At 53.9% G+C, this 15181-nt stretch carries 17 protein-coding genes; all 17 read right to left on the bottom strand.

What is annotated here, in order from left to right:
* Positions 1-42 precede the first annotated feature (42 nt).
* Entirely contained in the window at positions 43-864 is an 822-nt protein-coding gene (gene trpA, locus NSQ73_RS10245; RefSeq protein WP_039301845.1) for a tryptophan synthase subunit alpha, read from the bottom strand.
* Complete coding sequence (gene trpB, locus NSQ73_RS10240) at positions 864-2060, bottom strand: tryptophan synthase subunit beta (protein ID WP_039301842.1); 1197 nt, start codon at positions 2058-2060, stop codon at positions 864-866. Before trpB ends, trpA begins: the two co-directional genes overlap by 1 nt.
* Entirely contained in the window at positions 2057-2737 is a 681-nt protein-coding gene (locus NSQ73_RS10235) for a phosphoribosylanthranilate isomerase (protein ID WP_042138617.1), read from the bottom strand. The genes trpB and NSQ73_RS10235 overlap by 4 nt, the downstream gene beginning before the upstream one ends.
* Complete coding sequence (gene trpC, locus NSQ73_RS10230) at positions 2730-3560, bottom strand: indole-3-glycerol phosphate synthase TrpC (RefSeq protein ID WP_340986327.1); 831 nt, start codon at positions 3558-3560, stop codon at positions 2730-2732. Before trpC ends, NSQ73_RS10235 begins: the two co-directional genes overlap by 8 nt.
* Complete coding sequence (gene trpD, locus NSQ73_RS10225) at positions 3550-4590, bottom strand: anthranilate phosphoribosyltransferase (protein ID WP_340986326.1); 1041 nt, start codon at positions 4588-4590, stop codon at positions 3550-3552. Before trpD ends, trpC begins: the two co-directional genes overlap by 11 nt.
* A gap of 133 nt (positions 4591-4723) precedes the next feature.
* Positions 4724-6280 (bottom strand): anthranilate synthase component I, encoded by a 1557-nt coding sequence (gene trpE / locus NSQ73_RS10220; protein ID WP_340986325.1) that lies wholly within the window; start codon positions 6278-6280, stop codon positions 4724-4726.
* A 351-nt stretch (positions 6281-6631) separates the two neighbouring features.
* Complete coding sequence (gene aroH / locus NSQ73_RS10215; protein ID WP_042138621.1) at positions 6632-7003, bottom strand: chorismate mutase; 372 nt, start codon at positions 7001-7003, stop codon at positions 6632-6634.
* Positions 6997-8100 (bottom strand): 3-dehydroquinate synthase, encoded by a 1104-nt coding sequence (gene aroB / locus NSQ73_RS10210; RefSeq protein WP_076243344.1) that lies wholly within the window; start codon positions 8098-8100, stop codon positions 6997-6999. The genes aroH and aroB overlap by 7 nt, the downstream gene beginning before the upstream one ends.
* A 1-nt stretch (position 8101) precedes the next feature.
* The gene (gene aroC, locus NSQ73_RS10205; RefSeq protein WP_039301829.1) at positions 8102-9271 is read right to left on the bottom strand and encodes a chorismate synthase; all 1170 of its coding nucleotides are present in this window, start codon (positions 9269-9271) and stop codon (positions 8102-8104) included.
* A 186-nt stretch (positions 9272-9457) separates the two neighbouring features.
* Complete coding sequence (locus NSQ73_RS10200) at positions 9458-9634, bottom strand: hypothetical protein (protein WP_340986323.1); 177 nt, start codon at positions 9632-9634, stop codon at positions 9458-9460.
* Positions 9635-9741: 107 nt separating this feature from the next.
* On the bottom strand, positions 9742-10545 hold the full coding sequence (locus NSQ73_RS10195; RefSeq protein ID WP_042237635.1) for a CheR family methyltransferase: 804 nt from the start codon (positions 10543-10545) through the stop codon (positions 9742-9744).
* A 27-nt stretch (positions 10546-10572) separates the two neighbouring features.
* Entirely contained in the window at positions 10573-11016 is a 444-nt protein-coding gene (gene ndk, locus NSQ73_RS10190; protein ID WP_340986322.1) for a nucleoside-diphosphate kinase, read from the bottom strand.
* A gap of 137 nt (positions 11017-11153) precedes the next feature.
* A complete protein-coding gene (locus NSQ73_RS10185; RefSeq protein ID WP_039301818.1) occupies positions 11154-12122 on the bottom strand; it encodes a polyprenyl synthetase family protein in 969 nt (322 codons plus the stop codon).
* Complete coding sequence (locus NSQ73_RS10180) at positions 12119-12979, bottom strand: menaquinone biosynthetic enzyme MqnA/MqnD family protein (RefSeq protein WP_340986321.1); 861 nt, start codon at positions 12977-12979, stop codon at positions 12119-12121. The genes NSQ73_RS10185 and NSQ73_RS10180 overlap by 4 nt, the downstream gene beginning before the upstream one ends.
* A gap of 3 nt (positions 12980-12982) precedes the next feature.
* Complete coding sequence (locus NSQ73_RS10175) at positions 12983-13585, bottom strand: UbiX family flavin prenyltransferase (RefSeq protein ID WP_039301816.1); 603 nt, start codon at positions 13583-13585, stop codon at positions 12983-12985.
* On the bottom strand, positions 13582-14457 hold the full coding sequence (locus NSQ73_RS10170) for a UbiA-like polyprenyltransferase (RefSeq protein ID WP_039301813.1): 876 nt from the start codon (positions 14455-14457) through the stop codon (positions 13582-13584). Before NSQ73_RS10170 ends, NSQ73_RS10175 begins: the two co-directional genes overlap by 4 nt.
* A complete protein-coding gene (locus NSQ73_RS10165) occupies positions 14450-15178 on the bottom strand; it encodes a demethylmenaquinone methyltransferase (protein WP_445669665.1) in 729 nt (242 codons plus the stop codon). Before NSQ73_RS10165 ends, NSQ73_RS10170 begins: the two co-directional genes overlap by 8 nt.
* Positions 15179-15181: the final 3 nt, after the last annotated feature.

The raw sequence follows: 15181 nt of genomic DNA, 5'->3' as shown, positions 1-15181 counted from the left end.
CTCTAGAAGTAATTGGCTAGTATCAGGTCAGTATGCAGACCGTTATGGTCTTAATTGTGCCACAAATTCACGAATTTGCAACAGTCCTGCACTTCTTGTCTCCGGCTGGGCCAGCAGAGGAATGACATCCTCTACCTTGCGGACAATGGCACTGCCGACGACTACACCATCGCAAATCTTCGCAAACCGGGACACCTGTTCTCCAGTGGAAATCCCGAATCCTACAGCGATCGGCAGGTCTGTAGAGCGGCGGACGGACTGAATGAAGTCATCCACCCCGGTATGAAAGGTAGAACGTTCTCCGGTTACACCAAGCGAAGATACGCAGTAAACGAACCCGCTGGCGCCGGAAACAATCCGTGCAATCCGCTCACTGGAAGTCGGGGCTACCAGCGGAATCAGATTCACTCCGGCTGCACGGCTGCGCTCACGCATGTCCTCCGACTCTTCAACAGGCAGATCGGGAATAATCAGCCCGCTGATTTCATGGGCATCCAGCTCAGCGAAGAAGGTATCCAGTCCCATCTGCATCACCGGATTATAGTAGGTGAACAAGATGAAGGGCAACTGGCTGCCGGCCTGACGTGCCTTAAGGGCTGTCTCCATGCAGGTGCGGAGATGAATGTTGCTGCGCAGGGCTCTGGAGGAAGCCCGCTGAATGACCGGACCGTCGGCTAACGGGTCGGAATAGGGAACTCCGAGCTCGAGAATGTCCGCACCGGCCGCCTCCAGCTCAGCGATAATATCCAGCGTAGTCTCAAGATCGGGATCGCCTACGGTAAGAAAAGGAATCAGGGCTGCCCGGCCCTCTGCCCGCAGCTTTTTGAAGGTCAAATCCATCCGGTTTGTAGTTTCGGTAGTCATTATTTCCCCGCCCCTTCCGTATAGGCCATGATCGATTCCACGTCTTTGTCGCCGCGTCCGGACAGGCAGATGACTACAATATCATCCTTGGTCAGTGTCTTGCCGAGCTTAACCACATGGGCAATCGCATGGGCAGATTCCAGGGCAGGGATGATGCCTTCCGTCTGACAGAGCAGCTTCAGCGCATCCAGCGCCTCGTCATCCGTAACCGGCACATACTGTGCGCGGTGAATATCCTTCAGATAGGAGTGTTCGGGTCCGACACCGGGATAATCCAGTCCGGCCGATATGGAATGCGCTTCAGTCACCTGTCCGTGCTCATCCTGCAGCAGGTAGCTGAGCGATCCCTGGAAGACGCCATGACTCCCCTTACTCATGGTTGCTGCATGGAACGGAGTATCAATTCCCTTGCCGGCAGCTTCAACACCAATCATGCCAACCTGCTCATCCTCCATAAAAGGATAGAACATGCCGATGGCATTACTGCCTCCGCCTACCGCGGCAACCAGCAGATCCGGCAAGCGTCCTTCAGCCTCCAGAATCTGGCGGCGGGTCTCATCCCCGATAATCCGCTGGAAATTACGGACCATCATTGGATAGGGATGCGGGCCTACCGCAGAACCAAGAATATAGAAGGTATCCTCAACGTTGCTCACCCAGTAGCGCAGTGCCTCATTACCGGCGTCCTTCAGGGTTCTTGACCCGGAGGTTACAGGAATTACCTCTGCACCAAGCAGCTTCATACGGAAGACGTTCAGTGCCTGGCGGCGGGTATCCTCTTCGCCCATGAATACCTTGCATTCCATACCGAGCAGGGCTGCAACTGTAGCGGTAGCCACGCCGTGCTGCCCGGCTCCCGTTTCGGCAATCACCTTGGTTTTACCCATCATTTTGGCCAGAATGCCTTGTCCGATAGCGTTGTTGATCTTGTGCGCACCTGTATGATTCAGGTCCTCACGCTTCAGATAGATCTTGGCTTCGCCCAGATGCTTGCTTAGCCGCTCCGCATAATACAGCGGGGTCTCGCGTCCGGAATACTGCTTAAGCAGGTAATCTATTTCCTCCTGAAAAGCCGGGTCTGCCGAGAATTTACGGTAGGCCTCCTCCAGCTCAATCAGTGCATTCATCAAGGTTTCAGGAACGAAGCGGCCTCCAAAAGAACCAAAACGTCCGTTCTTGTCCGGTACTTGTATCATGATTGCTTCACCCTTTCCACGAAAGCTGTCATTTTTGCGATATCCTTAAGGCCGTTACTCTCCACTCCGCTGGATACATCCACGCCATATGGAGCGTAGCCGTCCAGCAGCTCATTCACGTTGTCCGGATTCAGTCCTCCGGCTATAAATAAAGGCAGCGCATAGTCCGCAGCCGCTTGCTGGTAGAGCGGAATCTGTTCCCAGTCAAACGTACGTCCGGAGCCTCCGCTGCCCTGCGGATCATAGGTATCCAGGAGCAGCGCATCGATTGTGCCGGCGTAGCTCTCCAGGAGAGCACGAATGTCTATTCCTGCTTCAGGGTCATGGCCTGCTACAGAAAGTGCCTTCCATACTTGAATCTGCGGAAAAGCCTGCTTGACCCCGCTGCAGAACAGCGGGCTCTCTTGCCCATGCAGCTGCACGACGTCCAGCGGTACTGTTCTGAGCAGCTCTGTCAGCTCTGTAAGCTGCGGATCGACGAAGACTCCCGCAACGCGGGGTGCTGTCCCAGTCTCCCACTCCTTCAGCTCTGCAACAAGCTCGGCAGCAGCTTCAGCAGTCACTCTGCGGCGGCTCGGGGCAAATACCAATCCGATATAATCCAGAGGCAAACTCTTCATAGATTTTAGCACTTCAACGTCCTGAAGTCCACAGATTTTTACGAGTGTATCAGCCATGCAGCGCACGGTCCTTCCCTGCAGGAAGCGGTCCGAGCAGCTGATGGACAGCCTGCTCTACATCCGGCTGGCGCATCAGATATTCTCCTACCAGCACGCCGGTAGCCCGGGTCTTGCTTAAGAATGCGATGTCCTCCGGACCGGTAATCCCGCTCTCACTAATGACCGGCAGTCCCTCCGGAAGCAGTGCCGCAAGCTCGGCTGTGGCAGAAAGCGCGGTCTCAAAGGTCTTCAGATTCCGGTTGTTGATGCCAAGCAGCACGCCGGGATGAACAGCCTTGCCGGTGGCCAGCACCATTTCCAGTTCAGCACGGTCATGCACTTCAATCAGGATATCCAGGCCAAGCCCTGCAGCGGTATCGGTGAATGCGCTCAGCTGTTCAGATGTCAGAATAGCGGCAATGAGCAAAATAGCATCTGCTCCAAGCAGGCGCGCTTCGTAGATCTGCTTCTCATCAATGATGAAGTCTTTGCGCAGCAGAGGAAGCTCCACCGCTTCTCTTACCTGCTGCAGATACGATCCGCTGCCCTGAAAATATTCCCGGTCCGTAAGCACAGACAGGCAGTCCGCGCCTCCTGCTGCATAGCCTTTAGCAATCGCAACCGGATCAAAATCGGCACGGATCAGGCCTTTGGAAGGCGAAGCCTTCTTCACCTCGGCGATCAGCCCCATGTCCCGGTTCCGCCGCCCGGTCAGCGCAGCGCGGAACCCTCTCGTTGCAGGCAGAGCAGCGATAGCCCGTTCAGCCTCTTCCAATGAAAATGTCTCATTTAACGCCTCTACCTCTTTCACTTTGGTGGCAACAATCCGGTCAAGATACATAATCAAGCTCCTTCGTCATGGCTTTTAACTGTTCCAGCTTGCGCAGTGCTGCTCCTGAATCCACTACCTCTCTTGCCCGGTCTACGCCTTCCCGCAGTGTATCTGCAAGACCGGCAACATAGATGCATGCCCCTGCATTCGCTAATACGATATCACGGTATGGATTGATTTGTCCTTCCAGCACTGTAGTGATAATTGCCGCATTCTCGGCCGCATCACCTCCGAGCACATCCTCCAGCGGATGCTGGCTCAGCCCGAGCTCCTGCGGTGTAACCTCGTAGGTTGTGACCACACCATTTCTCAGCTCGGAGACCTGGGTCGGCGCCGAGATGCTGATTTCATCCAGACCGTCCAGACTGCTGACAATCATTGCCCGCTTGGAGCCCAGCTCGCCCAGTACTTTGGCCACAGTCACCGTTTTGTTGCGGTCATAGATGCCCATGAGCTGCCGGTCAGCTCCTGCCGGATTCGTCAGCGGGCCAAGCATATTGAATACAGTACGCACACCCAGCTCACGGCGGGGAGCAGCAGCATGCTTCATTGACGGATGGTAGATTTGTGCGAACAGGAAGCAGATCCCTATGCTGTCCAGACATTGCCGGGCCTGCTCCGCATTCAGATGAATATTGACGCCGAGAGCCTCCAGTACATCGGCGCTGCCCGCTCTGCCGGAAGCCGAACGGTTGCCGTGCTTCGCAACTCTTACAGAGGCGGCTGAGGAGATGATTGCCGAGGCGGTGGAGATATTAAATTTATGGATACCGGAGCCTCCGGTGCCGCAGGTATCGAGCAGCTGGCTACGTTCCGTAAGTACCGGAGTTCCGAAACCGCGCATCGCTTCCGCGAACCCGGTGATTTCCTCTACCGTTTCACCCTTGATACGCAGCGCCGTGAGCAGTGCACCGATCTGCGCGTGTGTTGCCGCCCCCTCCATAATGGTCCCCATTACCTCCCGTGCCTGGGTGCGGGTAAGATCCTTTCCTTCGATTAATCCGGCAATTCCTGATTGTATTAACTGGCTTGCTTCCATATTGATTCCCTCCTAAGAGTTTTGTAGGCGGACTTCCTGAATCAGCTTCTTACAAACCGGCTCCGGAAGCATACGCCAAAAATAGTATGGAGCATTCTCTGCTCGTCTTAGCTCATCTCTGCTTATCCCCCGCTCACGGGGTATATTCGTACATATAGTCCTGGTTGATAACCTGCTTCTCCTTCACCTCCGCGGGGAACATGGCTTCGGCCATCCGGATCGCCTTCAGCATGCCCTTGGCCTTGTTGAGAGTCTCTTCATATTCCTTCTCCGGAACCGAGTCCCAGACAATTCCCGCTCCAGCCTGCACATAAGCCCGGCCTTTGCGGAAAATAATTGTGCGAATGGTTATACAGGAATCCATATTCCCGGAGAAGCCGAGATAACCGATGGCGCCGGCATAAGCGCCGCGTGCTTCCTTTTCCAGTTCGGCAATGATCTCCATCGCCCGCAGCTTCGGTGCCCCCGATACAGTCCCTGCCGGGAGGCAGGAGAGAAAGGCATCGAAGAAATCTTTATCGTCGGCCAGCGTCCCGGACACGTTCGAGACGATATGCATCACATGCGAGTATTTCTCGATCTCCATGAACGAATCGCATTTCACCGTGCCGAACTTCGACACACGGCCCAGGTCATTACGGCCCAAATCCACGAGCATCAGATGCTCTGCACGTTCCTTCTCATCCTCCAGCAGTTCAGCGGCGAGCTGGCGGTCCTGCGCCTCGGTCTCTCCGCGCGGCCGGGTTCCGGCAATCGGGCGGGTCTCAACCCGTCCGCTGCTATCCACCTTAACCAGCGCTTCCGGTGAAGTGCCTACGATGATCTCTTCGTCCATTTTCAGATAATACATATAAGGTGAAGGGTTCAGCGTCCGCAGCATCCGGTACACATGCAGTGGAGACACCTCGGTTTCTATATGCAGCCGCTGGGACAGCACCACCTGGAAGATATCACCGGCGCGGATGTACTCTTTGGCCTGCTCCACGTTGCTGATGTATTGTTCCTTGGTCAGGTTGGAGTGAATCTCACCCAGCTCAATGTCCTGCGGGATGCTGCGGCGGTTGACGTTCTCCTTCGGTCCTTCCTTTTGCAGCTCTTCAGCCATGTTCTCCAGGCGGCGGCTTAGTTCCTCGTAACCTGCGCGAATCTCGGAATCGGTATCGCCATCCTTGATGTGCAGATTGCCTACCAGCAGAATCTGCTGCTTCACATGATCGAAGACGATGATGCGGTCACAGAACATGAAGCGGATATCATCCATATTCAGGTCATCCACGGCATGCGCGGACAGCTTCTCGTAATACTGCAGCAGATCATAGCCGAAGAATCCGATAGCACCGCCCGTAAACGGCGGCATCCCGTCCAGCTTGGGACTGCGGTAGGAGCGCAGCAGCGCCTTAAGCTCCTCGACAGGTTTGCCGGGCAGCTGTTTTTTTTCACCGCCCATTTCAACGTGGATCAGGCCTTTTTTGCCTGAAATCATCAGGAACGGATCACTGCCGATAAAGGAATAACGTGCCCATTGACTGCCGCCCTCTACACTCTCCAGCAGGAATGCACGATCCTGCTCGGCAAAACGCTGGAACAAGCGGATGGGTGTTTCCATATCAGCCAGCAGCCTCTTCACTACCGGGATCAGATTATACTTCCGCGACAGCGACACTACTTCTTCAATGCTCGGATTCGTCACTTGGCTAACCTCCTGGGATTCTATAGGTAATGTCCGAAATACAGAAAAACCTCTACCGGAGTAGAGGTTTGTGTTAGCAAGTATGTGAATAAGCGCCTGGGACCGGCAAAAACCAAATCGAGTACAGATCATCCCTCAGAGGATACACTTATAGCGTATGGGCAGCTGCTGCACAAACTCTATACGGGTATGCCAAAAAAGAATGCTGATAATCAATGGTCTGCTCTTCAAAAAAAGGTCCTGCACTCTGCTCAACTATACTCATCTAAACTAAACTATACTCTGCTTCACTCGGCTAACTACACTATACATGATGACGGCGGTTAATGACAACCCCGCATATGTAATTTATTACTTGCCCTGTGAGAGATCCGGACGAAGCCGCTGGGCTTCATTCAGATACACATGGCGGATGTCCCGCTGTGATTTATCCGTATTAACCTGAACCATCAGGCGGATGCACTGCGGCAGGCTGCCTTTGACCGGAATCTCCACCGAACACATCAGCGGCACCATTTCCCAGCCTTCAATCTCACGGATGGCACGCGCCGGAAAAGTGGCGTCCAGGTCTGCGGTCATCGTGATCCAGACACTGCAGATATCCTCGGCGATAACATCGTTGCGCTCAACAATTTCCCTCAGCAGCACAACAGTCTCGCGTAAAATTTCGGTTTCCTCATTCTTCGTTACGGTTGTTGCACCGCGTATCCCCCGGTTCACCATGGGCTTTCCTCCTTCTTGAGCTGGGCGATAACCCCGCGCACATCACTTGCCTGCACATCGCCCACAATACTGACAGCGCCGATGTCGTCCGGCACGATAAAGGTCATTCTGCCTTCCTTGAACTTCTTGTCATGCATCATGGCTTCCATCAGCTCATCCTCACCGTAGTCCGCCGGAAGTCTGACCGGCAGAGACAACGCGGTGAGCATAGATACCGTATCTTCATAGATCGCTCTGTCCCGGCCCAGCTTCGCGGCCAGCAGGGCTGATCCGGCCATTCCAATAGCAATAGCCTCACCATGAAGAAATACACCGTAGCCGCCTACTGCTTCAATAGCATGTCCAATGGTATGTCCCAGGTTCAGAATCGCACGCTGCCCCTGCTCCGTCTCATCATTGCAAACAACGTCAGCCTTGATCGCACAGCCGCGTTCCAGCGCGTACCCCAGAGCCTCCGGGTCCAGGGCAAGCAGCTCTCCGGCATGCTCACGGCACCAGTACGCGAACTCCTTGTCAAGGATCAGACCATGCTTCACAACCTCAGCCAGTCCCGAAGCAACCTGGCGTGGAGGAAGTGTAGCAAGGGTGTCCAGATCGTACAGCACCATGGACGGCTGGTAGAAGGCGCCAAGCATATTCTTGGCCAGCGGATGGTTGACCGCAACCTTGCCGCCTACACTGCTGTCGTGGGCGAGAATCGTGGTGGGAATCTGCATGAATCCGATTCCCCGCATATAAGAGGCGGCGACGAATCCGGCCAGATCCCCTACAACCCCCCCGCCAAGCGCCAGCACTGCAGAGCTGCGGTCCAGCCCGCCCTGAATGGCTGTCGTAATGACCTCTTCATAGACGGCCAGAGATTTGGAAGCTTCACCAGCCTGAATCACATGGCTGACCACCGTATATCCGCTGCCGCGCAGGGATGCCTCTACCTGATCCAGATAACGCGGAGCCACTTCACTGTCCGTGACAACCAGCAGCGGACTGCGCTGCGGGAAACCGGCTTCTATGCAGCGTTCACCAATATTCTGCAGCAGTCCGCTGCCGATATAAATAGGATAAGAGCGTTCGCCCAGAGCTACCGTAATGCTGCGCATCTTAATAGCTCTCCAGCTGCGCCAGGTAATTATTATAGTTAGCTTGGATCTCTTCCATTGAATCGCCGCCGAATTTATCCAGGAAAGCCTTGGCAATCTCCCAGGCCACCACATTCTCCAGTACAACACAGGCTGCCGGAACCGCACAGGCATCCGAACGCTCCACCTGGGCAGTGAATGGTTCTTTAGTATCGATATCCACACTTTGCAGCGGCTTGTACAGGGTCGGAATCGGCTTCATCACTCCACGGACCACCACCGGCATCCCGTTGGTCATACCGCCTTCAAATCCGCCCAGCCGGTTGCTCGCCCGGTAGTATCCCTGTGAGGCTTCATACATAATCTCGTCATGAACCTGAGAACCGCGCAGCTTGCCGGCCTCGAAGCCGATGCCGATCTCCACGCCTTTGAAGGCATTAATAGACATAACGGCTCCGGCAATGGCTCCGTCCAGCTTGCGGTCAGACTGCACATGACTGCCAAGGCCGACCGGCAGACCCTCGACAATACATTCCACAATCCCGCCGATGGAGTCGCCTTCTTCCTTGATCTTGTCTATGTAAGCCTCCATCTTCTGTTCCGTCTCTTTGTCGACGACTCTCACAGAGGACTCTTCGGTCTGCACGATCAGCTCATCTACCGTGAGCTGGTTGGCAGGTGCTTCGATTTCACCGATGCGGATCACTTGTCCGGCAATCTTCACCCCGAATGCCGCCAGCAGCTGGCGGGCTACTGCGCCTACTGCAACCCGGGCAGCCGTTTCACGGGCGCTGGAGCGCTCAAGTACATTGCGCAGATCCGTAAGGTTATACTTCAAGCCGCCGTTCAGGTCGGCATGTCCGGGACGCGGACGGTTGACCCGGCGCTTCTCCTCATCACTGCCTGGAATCGGCTCGATGTTCATAATGTTCTTCCAGTGCGTCCAGTCCTTGTTCTCCACCACCAGGGCTACAGGGGCACCCGTTGTGGAACCGTGGCGCACGCCGCCTACAATCTCGGCGGTATCCTTCTCAATCTGCATCCGGCGTCCGCGGCCGTAGCCCTTCTGTCTCCGGTGCAGCTGGAAATTAAGCTCTTCGAAATCAAGTGTCAAATTGCTGGGCAATCCCTCAATAATGGCTGTAAGCTGGGGGCCGTGCGTTTCCCCCGCTGTTAAATAGCGTAAACTCATGCTGCGTTCCCCCTTCACACTTTTAGACTGTAAACCGCTAAAATGTTAAATGTCTTTGCTTATTATAGTATAGGCCATCGGCTTTGACAAGAAAGTGCTCACCTTAAAGAGCCACTCTATTCCTAAACAAGAACAGCGCCGCTCCTGCTCTTTCGAGCAGAAACGGCGCTGCTGTGCATCCCCGCCCTAAGAGCCTGTCTCCAGCTGCCGGTCACCCGGTGCGGGAGGCAGGCTGCCGGCTCTGCCCTCCTCCGCTGCAAGCAGGCTCTGCAGCTGCAGCTCCTCAATCCCGAGAACCTGTCCGCATTCGCGGACTGTGAGGAAGCCGCGTCGATACGCGGCTATAACCTTGCTTTTGTCCATCTAATATAACGACCTTTCACTTGGCATACGTTTTCTACTCTTCAGTATCACTGAAAAGAAGTTAAAGTATACCTGGTGACAGGCCCTGCGGATAAAGCAGTAGCTGCCTACTTCTTGCGGTAGAAGAAGGTTTCTGTAGATTCGAAGCCATACTGCGCAGGCGTGAAAATCTGTTCCGTGCTGCCCACGAACAGATAGCCGCCGGGACGCAGGCTGGCCGAGAATTTGTGATACAGCTTATTCTTGGCTTCTTCTGTGAAATAGATCATTACATTCCGGCAGATGATCAGGTCGAAGCCTTCATCAAACTTATCGAGCAGCAGATTCTGCTTGCGGAAATCGATACTTTTCTTCAGCCCGTCACTGACCTTGAACACGGGTCCTTCCGGAGTGAAATACCGGTCAGCCACATCTTTAGGAACATCCTTTAAGGAACGCTCCAGATATAACCCCTGCTTCGCTTTGGCCAACGCCCCGTCATCAATATCCGTTGCCAGAATACCGGTCTGGGCCAGAATATTCTTGTCTGACAGGATCATCGCCAGTGTATACGGTTCTTCTCCGGTAGAGCAGGCGGCACTCCACAGCTTCAGTCTGCGGCCGGAACGCTGAAGATCAGGCAGAATAACATCCCTTAATACTTCCCAGCGGTTGGGATTACGCCAGAATTCGGAGACATTAATGGTCATCCGGTCGAGAAATTCATAGAATAAAGCCTTGTCCTTCATCATTGCTGCATAAAAATCACTAAAAGAATTGTAACCGTTCTTCATGCGGAGCGTCGTAAGACGCCGCTTCATCTGCGCTTCCTTGTACTGTGCGAGATCAATTCCGGTGCTCTGTTTGACATTATGAATAAATCCGGTGTAATCCGGGTCTGGGGTTAATGCGGGTTCTTCACGTTCTGCCATAAATATTCTCCTGTCTTCCGCCGGACCTTACATCCAGACTGAGATGTCTTTGTTATACTGGGCCAGTTCAGACGGAGCAAAGAAATTGGCAATTTCACGTGCTGCGCTTTCCGGCGAGTCTGATCCGTGGATCAAATTAAGCGGGGTGTGGCTGGCATAGTCACCGCGGATCGTTCCCGGCAATGCCTCGCTTACTTTGGTTTTGCCGATCAGCAGACGCGACAGCGCTACGACATCATCGCCTTCCCATACCATGGCAAACACAGGACCGGAGGTGATAAAGCCTACCAGTTCCGGGAAGAAATCTTTACCTTCATGCTCTGCGTAGTGCTTCTTGGCTTGTGCTTCTGTAATGGTAATCAGCTTCGCCGCAACCAGCTTGAATCCCTTATCCTCCAGGCGGGCGACAATACGCCCGATCAATCCGCGTTGTACACCGTCCGGTTTGATCATCAGATACGTTTGCTCCATAGAGTCACTCTCCATTTCCCCAATTCTTAATGAATGCTAGGTTTGTCTATACGGGATTGCATAATCAGGTTGTTCATTTTCTGATATTATCAGAAACCTCGTCATCTGTGAACGCTTAATCTGCGGAAGCTGCCAGATTAATAAGCGCGTCCTGTGACAAAAAAGGCGATGTCGCGCAGATTACGTTTGGTCCGGTTGCCCGGGAGCTGCTCCAGCGCCTCAAGCGCCTTGGCGATGTAGCGGGAAGCCAGCTCCTCCGCACGGGCAATTCCGTCCCCGGAAAGGATCAGGTCGATTGCACGGCCAACCCCGCCATTCCCCCCGCGGATCAGTTCCAGCTCTTCCATCAGTCCTTCGCGCAGCCGTGAGTCCTGCAGGCTATAAATCACCGGCAATGTAATGTTGCCCTGGCGCATATCGCTGCCCGGCGGTTTGCCGATTTGCTTCTCCGTTCCGGAAAGATCGAGCAGATCATCACGGATCTGAAACGCCATCCCCACGTTGTATCCGTAATTATAGAGCAGCCTTGCTGTCTCCGGCTCTGCTTCTGCAGCCAGGGCGCCGAGCTGACAGCTGACGGCTATCAGCAGTGCTGTCTTGCGGCGGATTCTCCGCAGGTAATGACGCACGCTCTGCCCGCTGTTGAAGAAATCACGAATCTGCTCCATCTCTCCGATCGACATCTCCACCATAGCTTTGGAGAGAATCTGATGAATCCGGGGATTCTTCAGCTCCGAAGTCATGACCAGTGCCTTGGCATAGATATAGTCGCCGGTATACATGGCGATCTTGTCGCCCCACTTCGCCTTGACGGTGGGCTCTCCACGCCGGAGTTCAGCATCGTCGATAACATCATCGTGGACAAGTGAAGCGCTATGTATCAGCTCCAGCGGAATCGCTACACGCTTCAGCTTGTCGAGGTCATACTGTCCGAATTTGCCGCCCATGAGGACAAATACCGGACGAAGGCGCTTGCCTCCCGCCTTGAGCAGGTGCAGCGAGGTTTCTGTCAGCAGGTCATCATCACCCTGGACACTGCGGTACAGTTCCTTTTCAATCTGATCCATATCTTTGTTCAGCAAGCCGAATATTTGCATTCGCTTCATTCTTTCACCCGTGTCAGCAGATTGTGGCTCCAAAGCTCCATCTTCACTTCCTGCGGCAGCAGGCCCATTTCATAGGCATAGCGGAAATAGAGGTTCAGACCTTCCTGCTGCCTTTCCCCAAAGTCGTAACATAAATTACGGAAGTAATCGTTCCAATAGGATGCCGTACCTCCGATGGTGCAGCGGGCTTCATGTGTAATTGGCGCCAGATCACGCAGGCCTCGTCTTTTGCTGACGGCAAAGGCTTCCGCTATCTCGGCAATCGCTTCCGGATTACGCAAAGCAGCCCTGCGGTTAACTGCCCAGACGGCAAAAGTCATGCTGAGTCCGGTCCATTCCTTCCATAGCTCACCCAGATCCGTTACGTAATATCCCTGATCCTGCCAGGATGCCCGGATGGCATGATCCCCGATCAGCAGACAGGCATCTGCCTGATCCATCATTTCGTTCAGATCAGGAGGGACACTGATGTATTCAGGGGTGGCACCTATAGCTTTGTCCATCAGAATTTTCAGCAGATTGACAGAAGTGGCCGATGTATTCGTTACGGCGATCCTGCCGCTGCCGATAGACTGCACCGGCATTCTTGAGAAGAGCAGGATCGATTTGACCGGCCCGTCAGCACTGACGGACAGATCCGGAAGCAGCAGAAGCCGGTCGCTGGCCGCTGCGTACGCGAAGGAGGATAATGCGCCTACATGTATGCTCCCGTCGGCCATGCCTTGATTGAGAATGGCGGGTACTTCACTCACCATCTCTGCCGGGAAGCTGAGAGAAGAAGGATGGAAATTATGAAATACCGGCCATGAGTTGGTGTAACTGATTTTACCGATAACGGTGTGCTCTGGATGTGTCATCCTTCATTCCCCCCATCTGCGAAATAAAGTATGTTCAATATTAAAGCTGTCCAGCACTTTGCCTACCATGAAATTAATCAGATCATCGACTGTTGCGGGTCCAAAATAAAACGCCGGCATCGCCGGGATAAGCTTGACTCCCATCCGGGACAGCTTCAGCATATTCTCCAGGTGAATCGCGTGCAGCGGTGTCTCCCGGGGAACAAGCACCAAGGGGCGCCCTTCCTTCAGCATGACATCTGCAGCCCGCGTCATCAGATTGTCAGAACTGCCCTGCGCTACAGCAGACAGTGTTCCCATCGAGCAAGGCATAATGATCATCCCTTCCGTCCGGAAGGAGCCGCTGGCAATCGAAGCACCAATATCAGCGATAGGGTGATACAGAAGAGAACCGGGATAGCTGCTGAACCGCCCGTCCAGAAACCCTTCCCGGTCTGAGGCCGTGAAGCCTAATTCTTCTTTGAATACGCGCCAGCCAGCATTGCTAACCACCAGATGTACCGTGTAACCGAGCGAGAGCAGGGTTTCTGTCAGCCGGATGCCGTAGATCCCTCCGCTCGCGCCGGTAATGCCAACCACGAAATTTTTAGGCTTAAGCTCGGTCATTTGTAGAACTGCACCACCAGGTCAATCAGAGTAAAGGAAAAGACTACAATACTAAGCACCCCGTTCATTGTGAAAAACGCCGTCTGCAGTTTACTGAGGTCGCTCGGGGATACTATATAATGCTCATAAAATAAAATAATGTAGGCAATCAGCATACCTGCCACATACCACCAGCTCAATTCGGTAATAAAGAGCAGCGATACAAATCCGATTCCCGTAAGCAGATGAAACACCTTGGCAATAAGAAGCGCACGGGCAACTCCGAAGCGGACAGGAATAGAGTAAAGACCTTCCTTAAGATCGAATTCCACATCCTGGCAGGAATAAATAATATCAAAACCCGCTGTCCAGAAGACGATAGTGAAATAGAATACCATGGAGGTCCAGTCTACAGTGCCCGTAACGGCAACCCAGCCTCCGAGCGGCGCAAGCGCGATCGTAAGACCGAGAATCAGGTGGCAAGCCCAGGTGAAGCGTTTCGTGAACGAATAGAACACCAGCAGGAAAACAGCAATCGGGAGCAGCTTCGCTGACAGCGGATTCAGCTTAAAAGCAGCCCAGAACAGCAAAAAGAACGAGAAGGCGATAAATAGCGATACTTCTCCAACCTTCAGCAGTCCTGCAGGAATCGCTCTCCCGGCTGTCCGGGGATTCTTCGCATCGCTGATCCGGTCGATCAGCCGGTTAAGCCCCATAGCCGCGCTGCGTGCACCGAACATGGCAATCACAACCCAGCCGATCTGGCTCCAGGAAGGCAGTTCACCAAACATTACGACCGATCCGAGCAAAGCGCCCATAAAAGCAAAGGGTAATGCAAAAACCGTATGTTCAAATTTAATCATTTGTAGAAAGATGCCGATTTTCTTAAACATTGCTGTTCTCCTTGAGCCCAATATGTAATGCCGCGATGCCGCCGGTCAAGGGGAAGGATTCCACTTTTTGCAAGCCGGTTTCACGGAAGATCACTGCCAGCTGCTCTCTGTCCGGGAACAGGGCGAGTGACTCGGGAAGCCACTTATATTGCTCATACCGCTTGGCAAAAAGCTTGCCGAGCAACGGAAGCACACGCTGGAAATAGAAAAAATAAATCCCCTTGAACGGCTGCTTCATCGGCTTCGAAAGCTCCAGGCATACCACCATACCGCCCGGCTTCACCACACGCTTCATTTCGTTCAGCACTTGAACGGGATCAGGCACATTGCGGAGTCCGAAGCCAATCGTCGCATAATCGAAGGAATTATCACCGAAGGGCAGCTCCATCGCATTGCCCTGAATCAGGGATATCCGGTCCTGGAGTCCGCGCCCCTCTACCTTGCGCTTGCCGACCTCCAGCATGCCTGCACTGAAATCCAGTCCCATGACACAGCCGGTCTCACTGGCCTCAGCCAGGGCGATGCTCCAGTCGCAGGTCCCGCAGCACAGATCCACTGCCGAATCCCCGCGCTTCATGTTCATCTTGCGCATTGTAAACTTGCGCCACGCTTTGTGGCGGCGGAAGCTTAAGATATCATTCATCAAATCGTATTTGCCGGCAATGCTCTCAAATACGGAATGTACGAATTGTTCTTTCGGCTTGATGCCTTGGTCACCCATAAC

It is taken from the genome of Paenibacillus sp. FSL R10-2736 (assembly GCF_038000245.1).
In the GTDB taxonomy this organism is placed as follows: domain Bacteria; phylum Bacillota; class Bacilli; order Paenibacillales; family Paenibacillaceae; genus Paenibacillus_AQ; species Paenibacillus_AQ phytohabitans.
This window is presented reverse-complemented; position numbering and strand designations above follow the sequence as displayed.